The sequence below is a fragment of the Pilosibacter fragilis genome (genome assembly GCF_032490495.1).
In the GTDB taxonomy this organism is placed as follows: domain Bacteria; phylum Bacillota; class Clostridia; order Lachnospirales; family Lachnospiraceae; genus Pilosibacter; species Pilosibacter fragilis.
The window spans coordinates 73,265-93,350 of record NZ_JAVYJB010000001.1; the positions used below are offsets into that span (position 1 = coordinate 73,265).

Consider the following 20,086-nt stretch of genomic DNA (forward strand, 5'->3'; position numbering starts at 1 on the left):
TTTTTTATTTCCAAAATAGAAAATTATCGCAAATCCTTTATCCATGCGGATTTGCCGCTATTTTGTACATTTCCTAAATTTTTTCCAAAATCCAAAATAGGACGTCAAATCTTACCTCTGTTAGAGTCCGATAGAAACAGCCATCCTAAGACCAGCAGAATTAACCAATCTGAGTCCGATAGAAACAGCCAATCTTAATCCAATAAAAGAAGCCATTACGATATTACTTCATGTTCTATAATGGTGTTAGCCAATGCACCACGAAAGGAGAAACATGAATGAGAATAACAGTAATGACTTGCAGACTATCATAACACAAGTCATTGAAGAAATGAAGTCAGAGCAAGGTGATAAGTTCGATATCAATAGAATTAACCTTGCTGAAATGGAACGCCGTACAGGAATGACAAGAGCACAGCTACGACGATTAAAAAAGAATGATTTCCAGATAACACCACATGCTCTTACAGGCCGCAAAGCGGATACAACCATTATCTCTGGATATACAGGAGTTATTGATGACCTGCTGAAAAAAGGGGTATCTAATTCTGAAGTTATTCTGGAACGAATTCAGGAACAAGGCTTTCAAGGGAGCTTAACTACGGTAAAGAGATACATTCAATCTCATAAATATCTTATTCCGCCCAAAAGGCAGACAGTTGCACCGCAGGGCAACCGTGGACGCAGATATTCCAGTGATGCTGGTGAGAGTTATCAAATGGACTGGGGATTTGTAAATGTGGACACAGGTGATGGCACTTCTTACAAAGTAGCTTGTTTTGCAATGATCTGCCATCATTGCGGGGAACGCTATATAGAGTTCTTTCCAAATGCAAAACAGGAAAATCTCTTTATTGGTATGATTCATGCTTTTAAACGTATGGGAGTTCCTGGACACGTTCTGACGGACAATATGAAAAGTGTTGTGCTCCATCGTGATTCGGAAGGACATCCGGTTTGGAATCATGATTATGAAGCTTTTATGAATACCATCGGCTTTGAAACGAAACTGTGCAGACCCAGACATCCGTTCACGAAAGGTTCTGTTGAGCGCCTGGTACGCTTTGTAAAAGAAAACTTTCTAGCAGGACGAGTTTTTGGTACTATTACAGATCTCAACTATGAAGCATGGAAATGGTGCGATAATCAGAACAATCGATATCACAAAGCTGTTGACTGTATTCCTCATGAAAGACATTCTGTAAGCTGTATAAAAAATGCATCCATACTTATGGATACCTTTGATGTCCGAAAGTATTTGTGCCCGATCCGCTGTATTTCATTTGATGGTTTTGTCACATATGAAGGAAGACGTTTTGGAATTCCATACAGTTATGTTCAACAGACCTGCCGTGTTCAAAGAGAAGATTTTACATTGTATATCTATGACCTGGAGTTGAGAAAAGTCTTAATAACCCACGATGTGACATGGAGCCGCAAAGACAGTTTCTGCAAAGGTCAGTTTACTGATGATCAACCAGAAGAAAACCCTTCTGTTCCTGTAAAGATCAGTATCACTCAGAAAAAAGAAGATCCACCAAAATCTGCTTTCGCAAAGTTTGCTTTTGGAGGTGACAGAAATGAATGATACACTGATTGAACAGATTCAGGCAGATGCTGCTGCTCTGGATATAAAAATAACAGCACAGGAGATTGCTTTATATCTTTCTGAAAAGAAAGTTCCACCGGAGCACCTGGAAGCCATAAAAAGATTCATAGCTTTTCTCAGAAAAAATCAGCGAGATAAAGCAATAAGCGCACTATTGCAGCACAGCCGTATTCCACAGAAAGAGCCAAGTACATTCGAAAACTTTGATTTCAGCAGAGTGACTGGCGAGCATGCAGCGCAGATAAGAAATCTTCCGAATCTGACAGCGCTATACTCAAGACAGAATATAGCTTTTATCGGTCCTCCAGGTGTTGGAAAAACGCATTTATCAATGGCATATGGTAATGCCTGTTGCCAAAAAGGATTAAAAGCTTATTTCATAAAAGCCACAGAACTGAATGAAAAATTCACAAAGGCCCGAAGAACAGGCACTGAAAGCAGTGCAATATCTGGGCTTGTCAGACCATCATGTCTGATTATCGATGAAATCGGCAGAAGCATCTTCGACATGGAAAACACCCGTCTGTTTTTCGATATGATTGACCGAAGATGCAGTAAGGAAGGCCCAAACTGCATGATTTTCACCAGTAACCTAACACCAGATAAGTGGAGGGACTTCTTTCGAGAAGAGGATTCATTACTCTGTGCGTTAGATAGGACTTTTGATGCTGCCACCGTTTATCTCATGATAGGTGAAAGCTATCGAGGTCGTAACCTGAAAACTTATTCGATAGAAATCAGTGATCCTACCGAATAATTGTCGATAATTAATTAGCCAAGCAGGTGCATTGGCTATTTCTAATGAGCTCGGATTGGTTGTTTCTACTGGACTCTGAGTGGTCGATTCCTCCGGGCTCTAACACTTCAAATTTTCCAAAATGAATTTTTCCAATATCGCCCCATTTTGGCTGTAAAATTTTTGACAGCCAGCAGGGTATGTGTCGCAAAAGTTGGTGCTGGCATCAAAAAAGAGCCTCCTCTCAGGGAAGCTCTTGGGGAAATATCTTTTGCTGTAATTTTTCTCCACAAGGAGAGTTTCGGCAGCTCTACAAGTTTAATGCCTTATAAATAGCATCAACGTTGTAATCCGGACCAAAGTTCGGGGCTACATCCATAATTTTCTGAATCAAAGGCACGTCCTGTTCGACAAGATCATTTGCAATTTCCTCTGCTGAAGAAAACTTCTGCATCTTGGCGCAGACCTGCTTAATCAACTGCAGCATTCTACCTTTTTTGATGCCTATTTCAACACCTTCCTCATGTGCCTGATTTCTCATAATTTCCATTTCACGACACATAATCGCCACTCCTCTCTCATCTTCCTTAAAATACCGGACGCGGTCTGCAAGGACCTTGTTATGCATATCCTTTGCGTTTGTGCAGCTGAAATCATGCATTAATCGCCCAAGTTTCGTTTCATCCTTAATCTGGGAATTCACATATATGATATGCGCCTCATCCTTAAACAATTTCCCAGTTTCCTTTACAACCCTATCAATATGATAGATTGGGAGATCTGCTTTCATAACATCATTTTCTGTAATGAAGATTACGAAAGTCTCATTCAGAGCCTCATACAAATCACCTGGTTCGGTGACATTCGCATCAATCAATGCGCTGTTGTATCGGGCCCTCTTCGCGCCAGCACCTTTGTCACTCCGCTGAACCTCTACATTAAATACACGGTCATGACTATCGATAGCAAGAATGTCCAGTCTTACGGACCGGCCCTGTAAATTCTTGATGCCACGCTGACTGTGTACTTCCAGAACGTGGATGCCTTCATCATTCAGGATGATCCGAAGCAACAGTTCCGCACACTGGATATCTTCAAATACTTTCGTCATGAAGTCATCATCCAATAAGCGGAAACCTCTGAGTCTTTGCAGATCTTCCTGATGTTTCTTTTCAAAATCCATTCATCTTCCTCACTTTCTCTGTGATATTTTATATAAACAGGGAAAGCCCTTCTGTAGGCATCCCCTGATCATATCGATCTCGGGGCAATGCCCACTTATCAACTTTTTGGAATTAATAATGTATAGTATTATCTTACCACACTTGAAACAGCGTCGCAAGATTTCCTTCGATATTTCACCATTACTCTATGCCTTGCATCAACCTATTATAAGTATGGATATGGATCATGGTTCCCAACTGCGATTTTTCGGTGTAGAGGAATTTTAAGCTTCTTTTTATCCCCTCAATTCCTCATTTATATGTAACATTATCAGTATGTCTTTTGTACTGTGTCAAAAGACATCAAAATCCTGACAGCTACAGGTAGATGGAACCCTCATTGAACCAAAATGTGAGGTCAGCCACGGGAACTTCCGTGACTGGCCTCATGTGTTTTATATCTACAAACAAGTGAGTAAATTCTGTGATTGTATAAAGATATACATTTTCCATTTTGGATATTTTTGGGGGGACATATCCAAAATGCATTCTACTGATGTTAACCTATTTTGCGGATAACGGTTTTTGGAATTCTTGTAACCCAATCCATTCCATTTTTGTAACCCGTTTTATTCCATTTTTGTAACCCAAAACAGTACATTTTTGTAACCCATTTCGTTCCATTTTTGTAACCCACTTTGGTTCACAAATTTTGAAATATCCAAAATGGAGCGATTTTAAAAAGTAAGTTTTTCATCATAATCAGATGTTTGAGAAATAAAAGGAAAACACTTTACCAGCCTTGTTCGCGATAGATGGGAAAACACAGATTTCAAGTTTTTCTCTCTTATTCGCGATAAAAGGGAAAAACCATTTGCAGGTTTTTCCCTTTCTGTTCGTGATATAAAAGGAATTTTTCACGCTTATTTTATCCCTTGTTCGTGATTAGAGGGAATGTTCGCGAAATAAAAGGAATTAAACAATATTATTTACAGCTCATCCACAGACTCCACGATCTTTCCGTCTCTCCAGATCCTCTCCAGATCATAAAACAGGCGGTCTTCCTTGGAGAATACGTGTACGATCACATCGCCGTAATCCATAAGGACCCATGTGGAGCTCATGCTTCCCTCTTTCTGATGACACTCATAACCGGCTTTGAAAAGCTTTTCTTCTACATTATCAACTAAAGCCTGTGTCTGGTTTGCATTGGAAGCGCTTGCGAGAACGAAGTAATCCGCGATCACGGAAACGCCCTCAATGTCAATAATTTTTACGTCTTCGCCTTTTTTCTCTTCCAAAGCCTCGACTGCAAGTTTTACCATTTCTTTTGACTGATTCAACTGATTGTTCCTCCTTGTCCTGATGGGTTATTCCGGTCACGGCTGATGCCTCTCCGGCTGTCTCTTTCTTCCTTTCCGAAACGACACGGCGCATATCCTCACACGCCGCCTCTGTCATCGGATCGATCCGGCAGCCCGTACTTTTTAAATATACAAGAATGCTCTCCATAATCTCGAGGCACGCCTCGTCAAGATCAATGAACGCAAGCTTCCGCATAGCCGTAAGGTTGTCCGCCTTGGATCGTCTCGGTTCAATGTAATCTGCCACATAGAGGATCTTGTCGAGCAGGCTCATGCCCGGCTTTCCCGTCGTATGGCAGGTGATCGCGCTTAAGATCTCCGGATCATCCACCTCGTATTTATGTTCCGCCATCCATGCCCCGAGTTTTGCGTGAAGCAGGGACGGATCCCTCTCTTCCTCGGCAGTCACCGGAATATTGCGGTCCAGACATTTTTGAAGCATGACCGGATCCTCAAAACGCTTTGCCGAATCATGCAGGAGTCCCGCAAGATCGGCTTTATCAAGATCGTACCCATATCGCATCGCAAGTGCCTGGCAGGTAAATTCCACGCCAAGCGTATGCTCATAGCGGTACGCATCGAGTTTTTTCTTTAAATGTTTTCTGATTTCAGGTACACGACTATCCATAATGAATCTTCTTTCTGAATTCAAGAATGCCCCGGCATTTTTGCTGTGAGATGCGGGTCATCTGTTTCCGCATGTTCTTTTCCCGCGTCTGATGCACCGTCCTGATACCGGAATATCCGGCAGACTATTTTGTCAGATACAGGCCTGTCTCTCTGATATACTCCGCCACAGCCGCCGGCATGTCTTTTGAAAGATCCCTGCCTTCTGCCGCCTTTTTCCGGATATCCGCGGACGCCACGTCGATCTTTGGATTATGAAGGAGCCGGATATCCGCGTTGTACTTCTCATTGAAGTAAGCAACCTTATCCTCAAGCGGCACACCACCGTCCTCGTAGGTTCTTCCGGATACCAGAAGCACAGCCTGCGCCATCACCTGTTCCGGATGATACCAGGATTCCAGCTGGTACAGGGAATCTGCCCCTATGATAAAATAGACCTCTATATCCGGATATGCCTCTTTTAAGAGTGCCAGAGTCTGCGCCGTGTAGGTGTTCCCTTCCCGTCCCATCTCAAAATCAGAGACAGTAAAATACGGGATTGATTCCGTGGCAAGCTCCAGCATCCTGATGCGCGCCGCCCCATCCGTGATAAGATGATCTTTTTTGTGCGGCGGAACATGGGACGGCATAAACCAGATCTCATCCAGTCCATACTCCCGGTATGCCTGTTCCCCAAGAAGCAGGTGACCGTTGTGGACCGGATCAAATGTTCCCCCAAGAATACCGATGCGTCTCATCGTATCCCCCCTTTGCCCGCGCACAATCCGGACGTCAAACAGTCCCGGATTGCCGCGATCGTCACACTGTTTACGGAAGAATGATCTTTCTGTCCTTCTCTTCCTTCGCCGGCTTATACAGAACGATCATCTTTCCGATGACCTGTACAACCTCGGAATGAGTGCGCTCTGCAAGGATCTGCGCAAGGTCTTTTCCGTCGTCCGCACAGTTCTTCAGTACATGGATCTTAATCAATTCTCTTGCGTTTAACGCTTCCTCGACGGATTTGGTGATCTCCGGTGTGAGGCTGGACTTGCCGATCTGTAAAACGGCATCCATGGTCATTGCAAGTCCCTTTAAATAGGAACGCTGTTTGCTGGTCATAGTAACTCCTTTTCATATATGGAAAAGCATGGTCTCCGGGCATTTATACGGACACCCGGAGAAGATCCGATGCATTATTTATAGTAGTCAAATACGAGTCCGTACATGCGGACCGTATCGCCTTCCTGAATTCCCGCCTTTTCAAGATCGGCAAGGATTCCGGACTGCTTTAAGAATTTCTGGAAGAAATCAAAGCCCTTCTCAGAATCAAGGTTCGTGTAACCAAGCATCTTCTCGATTCTCGGCCCCTCAACCACATAGATGCCCTCTTCATCCTTCTCAACAGTATAAGGAAGCGAACGGTCACCCACATACTCGATCTCAAATTCTTTCTCAAAGATCTTCGGCGTACGGTCTGTCTTCCTGATCACATCATAGAGATAGTAGAGAAGATCATTTACACCTTCGCCGCTGACAGCAGAAATTCCAAATACCGGGATTCCCATCGGCTCGAACTCTTTCTTTAAGTCTGCGAGCGGATCCGCCCCCTCATCATAAACTGCATCCAGCTTATTGGCTGCGATAGCCTGTGGCAACTTTAAGAGCTCCGGATTATAAGCGGAAAGCTCGTCCATGATCGCATGGACATCCTCGATCGGGTCACGTCCCTCAACGGAAGCTGCGTCTACCACATGAAGCAGGACTTTCGTGCGCTCGATATGGCGAAGAAACTCATGTCCAAGGCCGGCTCCCTCAGACGCACCCTCTATAAGACCAGGGATATCCGCCATTACAAAACTGTTGCCATCGCCTAAATTAACTACGCCGAGATGCGGGTTCAAAGTCGTGAAATGATAATTCGCGATTTTCGGTCTTGCGTTGGAAACACGGGATAACAGAGTGGATTTTCCGACATTCGGAAACCCTACGAGTCCCACATCTGCGATCACCTTCAGCTCTAACTGTACCCAGAGCTCCTGCCCCGGCTGTCCCGGCTGGGCATATTTCGGAACCTGCATGGTTGCTGTCGCAAAATGCATATTCCCAAGACCGCCTTTACCGCCCTTTAAGATCACTTCCCGGCGGTTTTCACCGGACATGTCTGTGATAACCTTACCGGTTTCCAGGTCCTTAACGACAGTACCTTCCGGGACCCTGACGATCAGGTCCTTTCCGTCAGCGCCATGGCAGCGGCGTTTTCCGCCCTCTTCGCCATTTTCGGCCGCATACTTCCTTACATGACGGAAATCCACAAGCGTGTTCAGTCCATCATCTACTTCAAAGATGATGTCTCCGCCTCTTCCGCCGTCACCGCCGTCAGGTCCTCCATTCGGAACATACAGTTCACGCCGGAAGCTCACATGTCCGTTTCCGCCGTTTCCTGATCTGATATATACTTTTGCACTGTCTGTAAACATGGAAAACCGTCCTCTCAATAAAATTAAAAAATATAACAGTGCCGCTTCTTATTCTTTTCATGAATCCAAAGTCTCACTGTTACACATAAATCTTAAAAAAGCTCCATACCATCCAGTATGGAGCTCATCGTTATTATTCGTTGATTGCCTGAGGATATACAGAAACCTGTTTTTTGTCTCTGCCCTTTCTCTCAAACTTAACAACACCGTCAACTTTAGCGAATAAAGTATCATCACCGCCGATGCCTACGTTGAGACCCGGGTGAATCTTTGTTCCGCGCTGTCTGTAAAGGATGTTGCCAGCTAATACGAACTGTCCGTCTGCTCTCTTAGCTCCAAGGCGTTTGGACTCAGAATCACGTCCGTTCTTTGTGGAACCAACACCTTTCTTATGAGCAAATAACTGAAGGTTCATCTTAAACATATCGTTACACCTCCCTGAATCGAAATTTGATATATTCTGCTCCATATTCATCCCGGATATTTTCGAGTCCGAGAATCAGGGATTTCATGAGGAGCTGCGACTCAGAACTTATTTTGTCCGGGAAGGAAAAAGAAAAGCTTCCACCATCTTCCCCCACACTTCCTTCAAAGTGATCGTCCGTAAATGTTTCAACGGAGTTTGCCATGTTGAGAACCAGTGCGGAAACAGCAGCACAAATCACGTCCTGTCCGTATTCTGCATAGCCAGCATGACCATTGATATCGATTCCCTTTACTACTTCGTTCCTGTCACGCAGGATATTTACCTGAATCATAATCTTAATTAAGCATTGATCTTTTCAATCTTAACCTGAGTATAAAGCTGTCTGTGGCCATTTTTCTTATGGTAGCCAGATTTACGCTTATACTTGTAAACGATAACTTTTTTGCCCTTGCCAACTTTCTCTACTGTTGCAGATACTGTTGCACCCTCAACGGTCGGGCATCCGATTGTAAGCTCTCCGTTGTTAACAGCAAGAACCTGATCAAAAGTCACTGCAGAACCAACCTCTGCGTCAATTCTCTCGATCTTGATGCTGTCGCCCTCGGCTACTCTATACTGCTTACCGCCAGTTGCAATAATCGCGTACATATTGCACCTCCTATTATCATTACTCGCCAGTTATGGTGTCTTCCATCATGGAATCCTTGAAAACCTCACTGTGCGGCACACTATAAAACTATAACAAACAGTGCTTGTATTGTCAAGCATTTTTTTCGCAATTTCGATATTTTTCGGTAATGGCTGAACTGTAACATTTTTCGTTATGGCCGAACAATAACATTTCCTGTATCCGTTCTCCGGACCTGTTTCTCCGGGACTTCTGTATCCGGCAGTCCTTTTCCCGGACTCACCGCACCTGTTCATGCAGCGGTCTGCGGATCTTCTTTCTCGTGAGTTCCACAAGACCAAGAGGTGTCATATCAACAAGTACGGTCTTCACCGGGTCTGCTGTTACAGCGCGCCGCAGTGCTGCGAGAAGTGTCTTCCGGCTCTCCTCTTCCTTCATATCAATAAAGTCCACAATCATGATCCCGGAGAGATTCCTGAGACGGAGCTGGACAGCGATCTCCCCCGCCGCTTCCAGATTTGTCTTCAGGTATGTCTCTTCGGACGTCTTCTTTGAAACGCTCTTAGCCGTATTCACATCAATAACCGTGAGCGCCTCTGTAGGCTCGATCACAAGATTTCCGCCAGATTTTAACCAGACCGTCTTTGAGAGCGCCTGGGACAGGATCGTCTCCAGATGGTAGAGGGCTGTGAGTGGAAAATCATCCGTATAAAGTCTGAGTGATGGCATTCCTGCTGCCATGGAACATGCCATCTTTGCAGAATCAACCGCTGTGGAATCCGCTGTTGCTGCAGAGCTTTCTGTTGCCTCAGAATCCGCTGCTGTCCCGGAATTCTCCGCCGCCCTGCTGTCTGTAATCCCTAACGCATCCTGCAGTTCTTTATAAACTTCCGGCAGATCCGTGACAACTTCCAGTCCATCACAGATCTTCAGATCCCGGACCGCACGAACCGCAAAACTCTCCGGCCGATACAGCACATTGTAACAGGTCCGGCTTGCCGCTGCTTTACAGATCACCAGATACCGTTCATAAAGCGCTGCAAACTCCTCAAACACCTTATCGATCCCAGCCGCCTCTCCGTTCGTCCTGACGACAAGACCGCAGTCTCCGTGTTCTGTCGCCTCCCAGCGCCGTTTTACCGCATCCCGCCATTCCTTATCCCGGATCTTCGCGGAAATTCCAAGGGAACTTTTCCCGGCACTCAGAACCGCCGTCTGCCCTGTCAGCGTAAGATTTGAGGTCAGCACCGCGTCCTTCGTCTTCACCGCGGACCGTTCCACCTGCACCAGGATCTCATCCCCTGCTTTTAAAGTTCCATGTTCCGTCTTCCCGTCCGCGTAGATCGGACGCGCATTTTCCTTCAGGCTGTAAAAACCGTTGACACCCGGCCGGTACTCCACAAAAGCCGCATTGATGTTCTTTGAAATATTCTTTACTTTCCCGACAAAGATCACGCCGGTCTCTTCCTCCGCTGCCTCCGGCTCAAAGTCGATCTGGGCAGCATGTCCATCTTTAAAAAGCACTGCGGCGGTCTTCCCGCGCAGTGCCGTAATGATCAGTTTATCCAACATGTTCTCCAATTTCTTCTCCGAAGGATTCCAGAGTCACAAAGTCATGTTCTCCCGCGTCCGCGTAAACTTCCTCACGATTGATGCGGAACGCGAACTGCGGATATTCTTTTCCCAGAGACTTACAGTATGCCTCGAGGACCAGCTCCGGCTTTACGTTTGCAGCACTTCCAGAAGAAAGCTGCAGGAAGAGTCCGTTTCCGTCCACCACGCGGTGTGCCTCGTAGATCAGCGGCTTTAAGTCCATCTCCTTCTCGCCCTTTTTCGTCTTTTTCACGATATTCAGGTTTCCGTTTTCGATGAAATCAAGAATTCCGTTGTAGAATTCTTCCGCTGTCATGGAAAGTCCGTTCTCGTAATCGTCTCTCAGGACGATGGTATAATCACATGCCGCAACGATGGACATGGCGTTTTCCGCGTCATCCGGCAGTTTCCGGTAGCTCAATACCTCAACGCCTTCCACCATCGTGTCGTTCAGCCGCTTCACCATCTCCGCGGAAGAGTCCGTGGACAGCACCTCAATATCCAGATACTCGCCGCTTCCGGTGAGGCCCACGCCGAGCGGTGCCGCAAAGGACATGATCTGATGCGGGGAGAAACCTTCGGAATAGCGGATATCCACATCCGCGCGGCGCATGGCCTTCTGGAAATACCGCATCGTGTCGAGATGTCCGATGAACTTCATGGCTCCCTGCTTGGAAAACTTAATTCTGATCTTCATAACAGACACCTCCTCCAAATCTTCTCACACCGCAGCCGGAACAGCGCATTCTGCAGTTCGGGGTGACAGTCTCTTTTGTCGCGTTGATCCACTCTCTCTTTAAGAATTCCTTCGTCACACCTGTGTCGATGAAATCCCACGGGAATATCTCATCGAGAGAGCGTGCTCTCGTCGTATAGAAATCGATGTCCACGCCACATGTCTCAAAGGCATTCATCCAGATCTCATTGTGAAAGCTCTCAGACCATGCGTCATAGAGCGCACCCTGTCTGTAGGCCTCCTCAATGACAGCAGCGACCTTCCGGTCTCCACGGGCAAGAACGCCCTCGAGGACCGTCACGTCCGCCTCATGCCAGTTGTATTTTAAGCTCTTGTGGTTCAGCATCTCGTGCATCTTGTGGTTTACAATGCGGGCTTTTCCGAGGAACTCCTCTTTTGTACTCATCTGCGCCCACTGGAACGGGGTAAATGGCTTCGGAACGAAGAATGACGTACTCGCAACGACCTGTACCTTTCCGTTTCGCTTGTCCTTCGGAATCTCGTAGTACTTCTCCGCGATCTTCTCGGAAAGCAGGGCAATTCCTTCCATATCTTCCACGGTCTCTGTCGGAAGTCCCAGCATGAAATACAGCTTTACACGGTTCCATCCGCCCTGAAATGCCAATGCGGAGCCGTTTAAGATATCTTCCTCTGTCAGTCCCTTATTAATAACATTTCTCAGTCTCTGGGAACCCGCCTCCGGCGCGAAGGTCAGGCTGCTCTTCTTGACATCCTGAACCTTGCTCATAACGTCAAGGGAGAAGGCGTCGATACGCAGGGACGGCAGGGACACGTTCACGCCTTTGCCGTGGAAGGTATCGATCAGGAATGTTACAAGTTCTTCCAGACTTCTGTAGTCACTAGAACTTAAGGAGCTTAAGGAGATCTCCTCGTGTCCCGTGCTCTTTAACATCTTATAAGCCAGCTCTTTTAAATGCTCTACATTCTTCTCGCGGACCGGACGGTAGATCATTCCAGCCTGACAGAAACGACAGCCGCGGATGCAGCCACGCATGATCTCGAGAACCACGCGGTCCTGGGTCGCCTTGATAAACGGAACCAACGGTTTCTCCGGGTAGACGGACTCTGTCATTTCCATAACAAGCTGCTTTTCCACCTTCTCCGGCACCCCCGTCGCTGTCGGCAGAAAGCTCCTGATCGTGCCGTCTTCCTCATATGTCACTTCGTATAAGGACGGAACATAGATTCCCGGAATTCCCGCTGCCTTTCTCAAGAACTCCTGTCTGGAATCCCCGTTCTTTCTGGACTCCTTGTAGACATCAAGAAGCTTCCGGTAGGAGACTTCTCCCTCTCCGATATAAAACATATCAAAGAACACCGCGATCGGCTCCGGGTTGTAGGAACACGGACCGCCACCGATGACGACCGGATCATCCCAGGTACGATCCTCCGCGTGAAGCGGAATGCCGGAAAGCTCCAGCACCTGTAAAATATTCGTGTAGCACATCTCGTACTGAAGCGTGATTCCAAGGAAATCGAATTCCTTCACCGGGTCCTGGGACTCAAGGGCAAATAATGGGATATGTTTCTCTCTCATGACCTTGTCGAGATCCGACCACGGGGAGTACACACGCTCACAGTATACGTCCTCGTACTTGTTAAACATGTCATAAAGGATCTGGATTCCCAGATGGGACATACCGATGTCATACACGTCCGGGAAACACATACAAAAGCGGATTGTCTCCGGGGTGAGGACTTTTGTGACGGAGTTTACTTCGCCTCCGATATAGCGGGCGGGCTGCTGAATACTCAAAAGAGTCTCGTCATCTAATGCTAATTTCTTCATATTGTTCTTATTTTTCACCTGACTTTTCTATTCTTTTTGTCCTTTTTATGTGGCAAAGTCCGTCATACGCGGACACGCTGATATTTGATTTTTATGTTCTCTGACGTGTTACAACAAAATTGAAATTGCACCTGTTTTCCGCACGATTTTGCCGTATTTGGATGGAATGTTTATTTTTCACACATCCTGGACTGCATCATTATACGGTATTTCCCCGTTTTGCGCAAGGGACTCTTTGGCTGTGACACTCGCGTATGCACCGGTCCAGCATGTTTATATATGCCCCCGGATCAAAAATCTCCCTCTGTTTTCCCGGCATCGGGCATTGTACCGTATAGGGAAAAACCGATTCCAACATCCGTTCGTATGGCGACAACAGCTCATATACCGGTTGCTCCGAGACAACGTACATCTGCATGGTAAATTCTGCCTTTGCATGCCCAAGCACGGTTGCCAGTTCTCTGATGTTGACATCGTGTTTGGCCATGATGGTTGCATAGGTATGTCTCAGATCGTGCCAGTGAAAATCTTCCGGCATGCCAAGTTCCTGCTTCAGTTTTTTGAACGGTTTTGCATAACCGTATCGGGTGTAAGAACGTCCGTTTTCCTGATGCCATACCGCAACATCATCTGTATTAAAGTGCATGGATGCTTCAGTCTGTTCCCAACGTATCCGGTTTACCAGGATTTCATCCAGAACAAAGCCCGGTACCGGGATGGTACGCACTCCGTTTTTGGATTTTGTCGGGATCCGGCACGATGTAATTTCCCCTTTCTTTAAAGCAGACGCATCAACAGGGCGTCCAAGCTGTGCCTTCAGGTAAATTACTTTCTTCTGATAATCCACGTCACGGTAACGGATGGCAAGTAACTCGCTGATCCGGCATCCCGTCACACATGCAAGCAGCAAAGCAATGAATAAGGACGGATACTTTGTCTTGGCAACCGCCAGCATCTGTCCTGTCTGCTCGGCTGTCAGTGCGTAATGACGTTTTGTCCAGTCAATGCGTTCCGTATCCGGTTCTTCCCTTGCACGTTTGTCGGCTTCCTGTTTCTTTCTGTGTTTTTCCTGTTTGCGGATGTAATCCGTTGCCAGTTTCGCCACATTTTTGTTTAACAGATGCATCTTCACAGCAAACTGGAAAGATGTCTCCAGGATGACCTGTACCATTTTGGCAACGGACGGCGATTTTTGGCCAATCAAGGTCACGATGGTTTCGGTTGTAACCGCATCCAGATATAGATTCCCAATTTGCGGAATAATGTGACACCGAATGGCACTCTGATAGGAGCTGAATGTCTGATAAGAAATCGGCTTTACTTTACGCTTCGCCATATGCTCCTTTAACCAATAGTCCAGAAACAGGCCGGTTTTGACACGGAATGGCAGATATGTACGGTCTGTTAATGCAGCAAGAAGCTCCAATCGTTTCTTTGCCGCGCTTTTGGAATCCGGATACCCTCCATATTCCCGCCTCTGCGTGGCGCCGTCCAAAAAAGTCAGTTCCAATCTTATGGCATATTTTCCATGCGCCCGTGTGGGTGTGTCACGCATGTTCCAACTGACCACTGAGCCATGCGCCAGCATTTCCGCAATGGTTTCAATCCGTTTTGCCATGTCACATACCTCCTGTTTTCGATGCAAACAGGAATGGGTCCTGGTGCGCTTCCGATACCTGGCGGATTTTTGACAGTGATTCCACGTGCGTCATGTAGACGTCGATTGTGATATTGGTACTGGAATGTCCGAGATACCGGGAAACTGCCTTTAACACGGCTTCTTTATCCGGATTTCCTTCTGCTCCATATTCATACATCAGGGTTGCGGTGATATGACGCAGATCATGCGGACTGACGTTCGGAATGCCGGCAGATGCGCAGATGCGTTTTAAAGCGCATCCGACTGTATTTTCATCCTTGAGTCTTCCAAAATCTGCGATGGAAACATATCCGTCGTACTGCATTTCCCATGGTCTGCCCTGCGACAGCCGTTTAGCCTTTAAATCCTCCAGATATTCCTTGCGTTCCTTCACAAGTGTAAAAATATATCCAGGAACTCTCAGGATACGATCGCTGGTTTCGTTTTTGGTGGTTTTGATTTTTGGATCCGTATTCCGAACGGAGAATGTGCCATCCGGCTTCATATTGAGGGTGCATTGTCTGGCTGCCTGTCTGCGGATATGCAAAGTCCCATTATTTTCGTCAAAATCCGTGAATCGGAGCCCGCGTATTTCCCCGCTTCTCAATCCTAAAAGCAACAGGCAGATTTCCAGGAAATGTACGGTATACCTGGCTTCTTCCAATAACTTCCTCACATCTTCCATCGTGTAAGATGGGAATTCCTTAACTGGTCTTTTAAACAGGCACGGCTCGACATGTTGCATGGGATTCATGCGGATCCGGTCCAGTGCCATGGCATGGGAAAAGAAACTCTTCAGAAGCTTGTAAACCAGTGGCTGCGAGGAAACGCAAATACCGTTCGCGCGGGCGATGATATCTTCAACGTCTTTCCAGGTAACCTGTTCCAGCGTTTTTTCACCTGTCTGTCCAAGATTCGGCAGCAGATAATGGAAGAGCGTATAGGCCATCAGGACCGCATAAGCATCTGCTGAATCAGACGGGAAGGTAGTGTGGTACCAGTGCTGCAGTTCCTCTGCGAACGAAAGAGTTTTTTTAACCTGTTCCTGCAATTTCTTCATTTCGCCAGTGAACTCATTTAAGGCATTGACGCTGTTTCGCAAGGCATCTTCCATCTGATCGTACCCTTCCGGGTGTACCCGGTATACAATTTCATGGTTGTCGTTTAAATATTTCTCACGAAAATACCATTTACCGTCTTCCTCATTCATAAAAATAGGCGCCTGCGTGGCAGCAGGCTGTGTATGTTTCTTCTGTTTCATCATGTGGTCTCCTTCTGTGAGATTCCACAATCAGCCACTTCAAGGATAACACGAACTGACTGTTTGTGAAATCCCCATTTTTGTTATTTTTCTGTCTTTTTTCCATAAAACCAATCATCGAAACTTTCTTTCGGGATGCGGTACATGGTGCCGATTTTATGGACCAAGAACGGACCGTGGTCGCGATATACCTGAGCCAGGAAATTGTAGGCCGCGGAACGCTTGACACCAAGCATCGTCTGGATATCTTCCGGTGTGTAGGCAATGCGTTCGGTGTCTGACAGATATGTCTGATCCGACCCGCCATTTACTGATGTCGTTTTTGCCATAATTTCTCCTTTCATTTGATTTTTTTTGTTCGCGAAAGAATTATGGTCTGAAAATCCATATTAATGGTTGAAAGGAAAGCTGCGTAATGTCTGCATCTGGGAACAAAAACGATGCGTTTTCTCCAAAAATAATATACAGAACCGAACAAATGTGCTATGATATGGACAGTACCTCATAAACCGGCACGTGGATACATGTTCCTTTGTCGGAAATAATAGAATGATAAGAAGGAGAACAAAAAGATATGAACAGACAGGATTTAATCGCAGCGATTGCAGAAAAGACAGGAGTAACCAAAAAAGATGCAGATGCAGTTGTAAAGGCATTTACGGAAGTTGTGATGGACGATGTGGCAGCAGGAAATAAAGTCCAGCTGATCGGCTTTGGAACGTTTGAGTCCGTGGAAAGAGCGGCTCGTGAGGGGCGGAATCCGAGAACCAATGAGACAATGACCATTGCAGCATCCAGAAGCCCGAAGTTCAAACCGGCAGCTCCGTTCAAACAGAAACTGAAATAATAATTTTCAGTCACAAAAAGAGTAGAGAAACCAATCTCTACTCTTTTTTTGCGCTTTTGGAATGGTTATTGAATTACCCAAGACAAGCCCTGCTATGGTTTTGTTGTCCTACCATAGATAGACCGGGCTCATGTAGGTGTCATGATAACAGAAACGCACACTGTCGGCCACACTCATATGACAGTACCGCAGTTCCCCATATCAGTTACCATACATGGCAATCTGAGACGAATCATAATAATACCAGGCTCCGTCGGTATCCTGTACGGCATTCCACTGATGAATTTCATTCTGGACCAGAACCGGTTCTGTAAAGATTGGATCTTCACAATTCCAATCCACAACTGCGGTTGCCGGATTAAACGGGATAGCTTTGACCAGGGCACAAAATGCTTTTGCGAAAGACGCGCAGACGCCTTCCCCTGTTGTAATAAGATAGTATGCCCCCTGTGCCTGTTTTAATTGTTCCCTTGAAATATCCGCATTAAAATGATAGTTTCTTCCAAGATGCAGACAGGCAGTCTGCAATGCATCCCGTTTGGACAAACCGTTCGGGAAAATGACTTTGGCGGCATCTGATGCCCACCGATCCACGGCATCCTGGCGGTTTATACAAGTCTGAAGTTGTTCCTGGTTCATGGTAAAGTGCAGGGTCAGATCCCCGGTTCTGGAAAATGTCGAGGAAACTTCCGCCGGGCTGCATGCCGGAAAAACCTTCGACCATACACGGGTTAGGGCATTATAACTGTCAGTCAGAGTTTGGTTTCCGGGGAATGAAAAAGTCAGATTGTTTCCGTCATACGTCTGTGACAGTTCCGCCCCCTGGAATAATCCGACTGCTTCATGCGCGGTTTTGGGTGATGCAAATGCCGTAATATTCATACACAGGGACAAAAACAATACCAGCGCCGTTGAAAGAAAAGTATTTTTTCTCATAATCTCCTCCCGGATGCGGATGACGCCGTATCCTTTTTTTGGTATTTTGTTAATTATGGAAGGAGAACTTTTTCCAAAACAAAAGGGATGCGATCCGGAGATTGCATCCCTTTTGTTTCGCCGTGCTTTATTCCAGGCAAAATCCCGGTGAAATTCCGTAATGGTTCCAAACGGGTGCTCCGCGCCAGTTTCCGTTTCCATCCGTAACATAACAGGAAATCTGGTTTAAGCGGTAGATGGAACGCAGCCAGCTTGTGGCAGCCGCTCCGGTTTCGCAATATGCGACATTCTTTTCATACGTCTGATCCGTAATGCCAAGTTTCTGCTGTCTGCTGTAAGTTTTTCCCTCGTTCGGGCGCCGGTCATTTTCATTTGGACCGCCTCGGTGTTCTTTTCCTGAGAACAGCCACAATTTATCATAAGTTGTGATCATTTTGCCAGTCGTATTGCCGGATACAGAATCCGATTTCACGGTTTTTGGCACGATCGCGGTTTTGAGGTTATAATCATCATGAGCATCGGTCTGCCCGAGTCGTCCGAAGTTCCACGGCGTACCCAATTCAAAATGGCGCAGTACCGTGCGCGGGCTGACGAGCAGGCAGTGGCCTTCGATCATGAACCAGTATTTGTTATTCGTCTTCACGCTGATCTGTGCCGGGTCTGTGTGGTTTCTCTGCCGGTCAAACAGCTCCAGCATCCCGGCATGTTCTGAAATCATCTGCATCTCTATTTCCTCCTAAAACTGAAATGTGAGGTCGACCACGGGAACCTCCGTGACCGGCCTCATGTGCTTTATATCTACAAACAAGTGAATAAATTTTGCGACTGTATAAATATATCCATTTTTCATTTTGGATATTTTTTAGGGACATATCCAAAAAACTACTTTTTTATTTCCAAAATAGCAAATCATCGCAAATCCTTTATCCATGCGGCTTTGCCTCTATTTTGTACATTTCCTAAATTTTTTCCAAAATCCAAAATAGACCGTCAAATCTTACCTCAAATCTTCTCCAATTTTCCAAAATGAATTTTTCCAATATCGCCCCATTTTGGCTGTAAAATTTTTGACAGCCAGCAGGGTATGTGTCGCAAAAGTTGGTGCTGGCATCAAAAAAGAGCCTCCTCTCAGGGAAGCTCTTGGGGAAATATCTTTTGCTGTAATGTTTCTCCACAAGGAGAGTTTCGGCAGCTCTACAAGTTTAATGCCTTATAAATAGCATCAACGTTGTAATCCGGACCAAAGTTCGGGGCTACATCCATAATTTTCTGAATCAAAGGCACGTCCTGTTCGACAAGATCATTTGCAATTTCCTCTGCTGAAGAAAACTTCTGCATCTTGGCGCAAACCTGCTTAATCAACTGCAGCATTCTACCTTTTTTGATGCCTATTTCAACACCTTCCTCATGTGCCTGATTTCTCATAATTTCCATTTCACGACACATAATCGCCACTCCTCTCTCATCTTCCTTAAAATACCGGACGCGGTCTGCAAGGACCTTGTTATGCATATCCTTTGCATTTGTACAGCTGAAATCATGCATTAATCGCCCAAGTTTCATCCTTAATCTGGGAATTCACATATATGATATGCGCCTCATCCTTAAACAATTTCCCGGTTTCCTTTACAACCCTATCAATATGATAGATTGGGAGATATGCTTTCATAACATCATTTTCGGTAATGAAGATTACGAAAGTCTCATTCAGAGCCTCATACAAATCACCTGGTTCGGTGACATTCGCATCAATTAATGCGCTGTTGTATCGAGCCCTCTTCGCGCCAGCACCTTTGTCACTCCGCTGAACCTCTACATTAAATACACGGCCATGACTATCGATAGCAAGAATATCCAGTCTTACGGACCGGCCCTGTAAGTTCTTGATGCCACGCTGACTGTGTACTTCCAGAACGTGGATGCCTTCATCGTTCAGGATGATCCGAAGCAACAGTTCCGCACACTGGATATCTTCAAATACTTTCGTCATGAAGTCATCATCCAATAAGCGGAAACCTCTGAGTCTTTGCAGATCTTCCTGATGTTTCTTTTCAAAATCCATGCATCTTCCTCACTTTCTCTGTGATATTTTATATAAACAGGGAAAGCCCTTCTGTAGGCATCCCCTGATCATATCGATCTCGGGGCAATGCCCACTTATCAACTTTTTGGAACTAATAATGTATAGTATTATCTTACCACACTTGAAACAGCGTCGCAAGATTTCCTTCGATATTTCACCATTACTCTA

At 45.9% G+C, this 20,086-nt stretch carries 22 protein-coding genes; 3 read left to right on the top strand and 19 right to left on the bottom strand.

Annotation, left to right across the window (positions count from 1 at the left end; all coding sequences use genetic code 11):
- The first annotated feature begins 274 nt into the window (after positions 1–274).
- Together istA and ABCW45_RS00345 are read left to right on the top strand one after the other, a co-directional pair.
- Positions 275–1,588 (top strand): IS21 family transposase, encoded by a 1,314-nt coding sequence (gene istA / locus ABCW45_RS00340; protein WP_242990515.1) that lies wholly within the window; start codon positions 275–277, stop codon positions 1,586–1,588.
- Positions 1,581–2,366, top strand: a complete 786-nt coding sequence (locus ABCW45_RS00345) for an ATP-binding protein (RefSeq protein ID WP_117470305.1) — start codon at positions 1,581–1,583, stop codon at positions 2,364–2,366. Before istA ends, ABCW45_RS00345 begins: the two co-directional genes overlap by 8 nt.
- A gap of 289 nt (positions 2,367–2,655) precedes the next feature.
- Here ABCW45_RS00345 and ABCW45_RS00350 read toward each other — a convergent pair whose 3' ends face one another.
- From ABCW45_RS00350 to ABCW45_RS00420, 15 genes are all read right to left on the bottom strand, one after another.
- Entirely contained in the window at positions 2,656–3,528 is an 873-nt protein-coding gene (locus tag ABCW45_RS00350; RefSeq protein ID WP_117470306.1) for a PD-(D/E)XK nuclease family transposase, read from the bottom strand.
- Between the two features lie 969 nt (positions 3,529–4,497).
- Positions 4,498–4,851: a ribosome silencing factor gene (rsfS, locus tag ABCW45_RS00355; RefSeq protein WP_117484561.1), complete on the bottom strand. Its 354-nt coding sequence runs from the start codon at positions 4,849–4,851 to the stop codon at positions 4,498–4,500.
- Positions 4,772–5,500: a bis(5'-nucleosyl)-tetraphosphatase (symmetrical) YqeK gene (gene yqeK, locus ABCW45_RS00360; RefSeq protein ID WP_343219946.1), complete on the bottom strand. Its 729-nt coding sequence runs from the start codon at positions 5,498–5,500 to the stop codon at positions 4,772–4,774. The genes rsfS and yqeK overlap by 80 nt, the downstream gene beginning before the upstream one ends.
- Positions 5,501–5,624: 124 nt before the next feature.
- Positions 5,625–6,236 carry a nicotinate-nucleotide adenylyltransferase gene (gene nadD, locus ABCW45_RS00365; RefSeq protein ID WP_343219947.1) on the bottom strand — a complete coding sequence of 204 codons (612 nt, stop codon included), beginning with the start codon at positions 6,234–6,236 and terminating at the stop codon, positions 5,625–5,627.
- Between the two features lie 70 nt (positions 6,237–6,306).
- Positions 6,307–6,600, bottom strand: a complete 294-nt coding sequence (gene yhbY / locus ABCW45_RS00370; RefSeq protein ID WP_021905028.1) for a ribosome assembly RNA-binding protein YhbY — start codon at positions 6,598–6,600, stop codon at positions 6,307–6,309.
- Between the two features lie 74 nt (positions 6,601–6,674).
- Entirely contained in the window at positions 6,675–7,958 is a 1,284-nt protein-coding gene (gene obgE / locus ABCW45_RS00375) for a GTPase ObgE (RefSeq protein WP_015554474.1), read from the bottom strand.
- Positions 7,959–8,091: 133 nt separating this feature from the next.
- Positions 8,092–8,382 (bottom strand): 50S ribosomal protein L27, encoded by a 291-nt coding sequence (gene rpmA, locus ABCW45_RS00380; protein ID WP_015554473.1) that lies wholly within the window; start codon positions 8,380–8,382, stop codon positions 8,092–8,094.
- 4 nt (positions 8,383–8,386) lie between these two features.
- Positions 8,387–8,716, bottom strand: a complete 330-nt coding sequence (locus ABCW45_RS00385) for a ribosomal-processing cysteine protease Prp (RefSeq protein ID WP_015554472.1) — start codon at positions 8,714–8,716, stop codon at positions 8,387–8,389.
- An 8-nt stretch (positions 8,717–8,724) separates the two neighbouring features.
- The gene (gene rplU, locus ABCW45_RS00390; RefSeq protein WP_021905027.1) at positions 8,725–9,033 is read right to left on the bottom strand and encodes a 50S ribosomal protein L21; all 309 of its coding nucleotides are present in this window, start codon (positions 9,031–9,033) and stop codon (positions 8,725–8,727) included.
- Between the two features lie 259 nt (positions 9,034–9,292).
- On the bottom strand, positions 9,293–10,585 hold the full coding sequence (locus ABCW45_RS00395; protein WP_343219948.1) for a ribonuclease E/G: 1,293 nt from the start codon (positions 10,583–10,585) through the stop codon (positions 9,293–9,295).
- The gene (locus ABCW45_RS00400; RefSeq protein ID WP_117484565.1) at positions 10,575–11,303 is read right to left on the bottom strand and encodes a TIGR03936 family radical SAM-associated protein; all 729 of its coding nucleotides are present in this window, start codon (positions 11,301–11,303) and stop codon (positions 10,575–10,577) included. The genes ABCW45_RS00395 and ABCW45_RS00400 overlap by 11 nt, the downstream gene beginning before the upstream one ends.
- Positions 11,287–13,152, bottom strand: a complete 1,866-nt coding sequence (locus ABCW45_RS00405; RefSeq protein WP_343219949.1) for a TIGR03960 family B12-binding radical SAM protein — start codon at positions 13,150–13,152, stop codon at positions 11,287–11,289. The genes ABCW45_RS00400 and ABCW45_RS00405 overlap by 17 nt, the downstream gene beginning before the upstream one ends.
- A 199-nt stretch (positions 13,153–13,351) precedes the next feature.
- Entirely contained in the window at positions 13,352–14,770 is a 1,419-nt protein-coding gene (locus ABCW45_RS00410; protein WP_343219950.1) for a tyrosine-type recombinase/integrase, read from the bottom strand.
- Between the two features lies 1 nt (position 14,771).
- Entirely contained in the window at positions 14,772–16,055 is a 1,284-nt protein-coding gene (locus ABCW45_RS00415) for a tyrosine-type recombinase/integrase (protein WP_343219951.1), read from the bottom strand.
- A gap of 80 nt (positions 16,056–16,135) precedes the next feature.
- Positions 16,136–16,381: a helix-turn-helix domain-containing protein gene (locus ABCW45_RS00420; RefSeq protein ID WP_343219952.1), complete on the bottom strand. Its 246-nt coding sequence runs from the start codon at positions 16,379–16,381 to the stop codon at positions 16,136–16,138.
- A 245-nt stretch (positions 16,382–16,626) separates the two neighbouring features.
- On the opposite strand from ABCW45_RS00420, the gene ABCW45_RS00425 reads away from it, so the two are divergent.
- On the top strand, positions 16,627–16,899 hold the full coding sequence (locus ABCW45_RS00425; protein ID WP_343219953.1) for an HU family DNA-binding protein: 273 nt from the start codon (positions 16,627–16,629) through the stop codon (positions 16,897–16,899).
- Positions 16,900–17,100: 201 nt separating this feature from the next.
- On the opposite strand, the gene ABCW45_RS00430 is transcribed toward ABCW45_RS00425, so the two are convergent.
- The 4 genes from ABCW45_RS00430 to ABCW45_RS00445 form a co-directional block, all read right to left on the bottom strand.
- Entirely contained in the window at positions 17,101–17,835 is a 735-nt protein-coding gene (locus ABCW45_RS00430) for a transglutaminase domain-containing protein (RefSeq protein WP_343219954.1), read from the bottom strand.
- A gap of 127 nt (positions 17,836–17,962) precedes the next feature.
- Positions 17,963–18,559 carry a DUF6273 domain-containing protein gene (locus ABCW45_RS00435; RefSeq protein ID WP_343219955.1) on the bottom strand — a complete coding sequence of 199 codons (597 nt, stop codon included), beginning with the start codon at positions 18,557–18,559 and terminating at the stop codon, positions 17,963–17,965.
- 470 nt (positions 18,560–19,029) lie between these two features.
- A complete protein-coding gene (locus tag ABCW45_RS00440; RefSeq protein ID WP_330656407.1) occupies positions 19,030–19,281 on the bottom strand; it encodes a hypothetical protein in 252 nt (83 codons plus the stop codon).
- Positions 19,282–19,372: 91 nt separating this feature from the next.
- Positions 19,373–19,897 (bottom strand): PD-(D/E)XK nuclease family transposase, encoded by a 525-nt coding sequence (locus ABCW45_RS00445; protein ID WP_343219956.1) that lies wholly within the window; start codon positions 19,895–19,897, stop codon positions 19,373–19,375.
- Positions 19,898–20,086 lie beyond the last annotated feature (189 nt).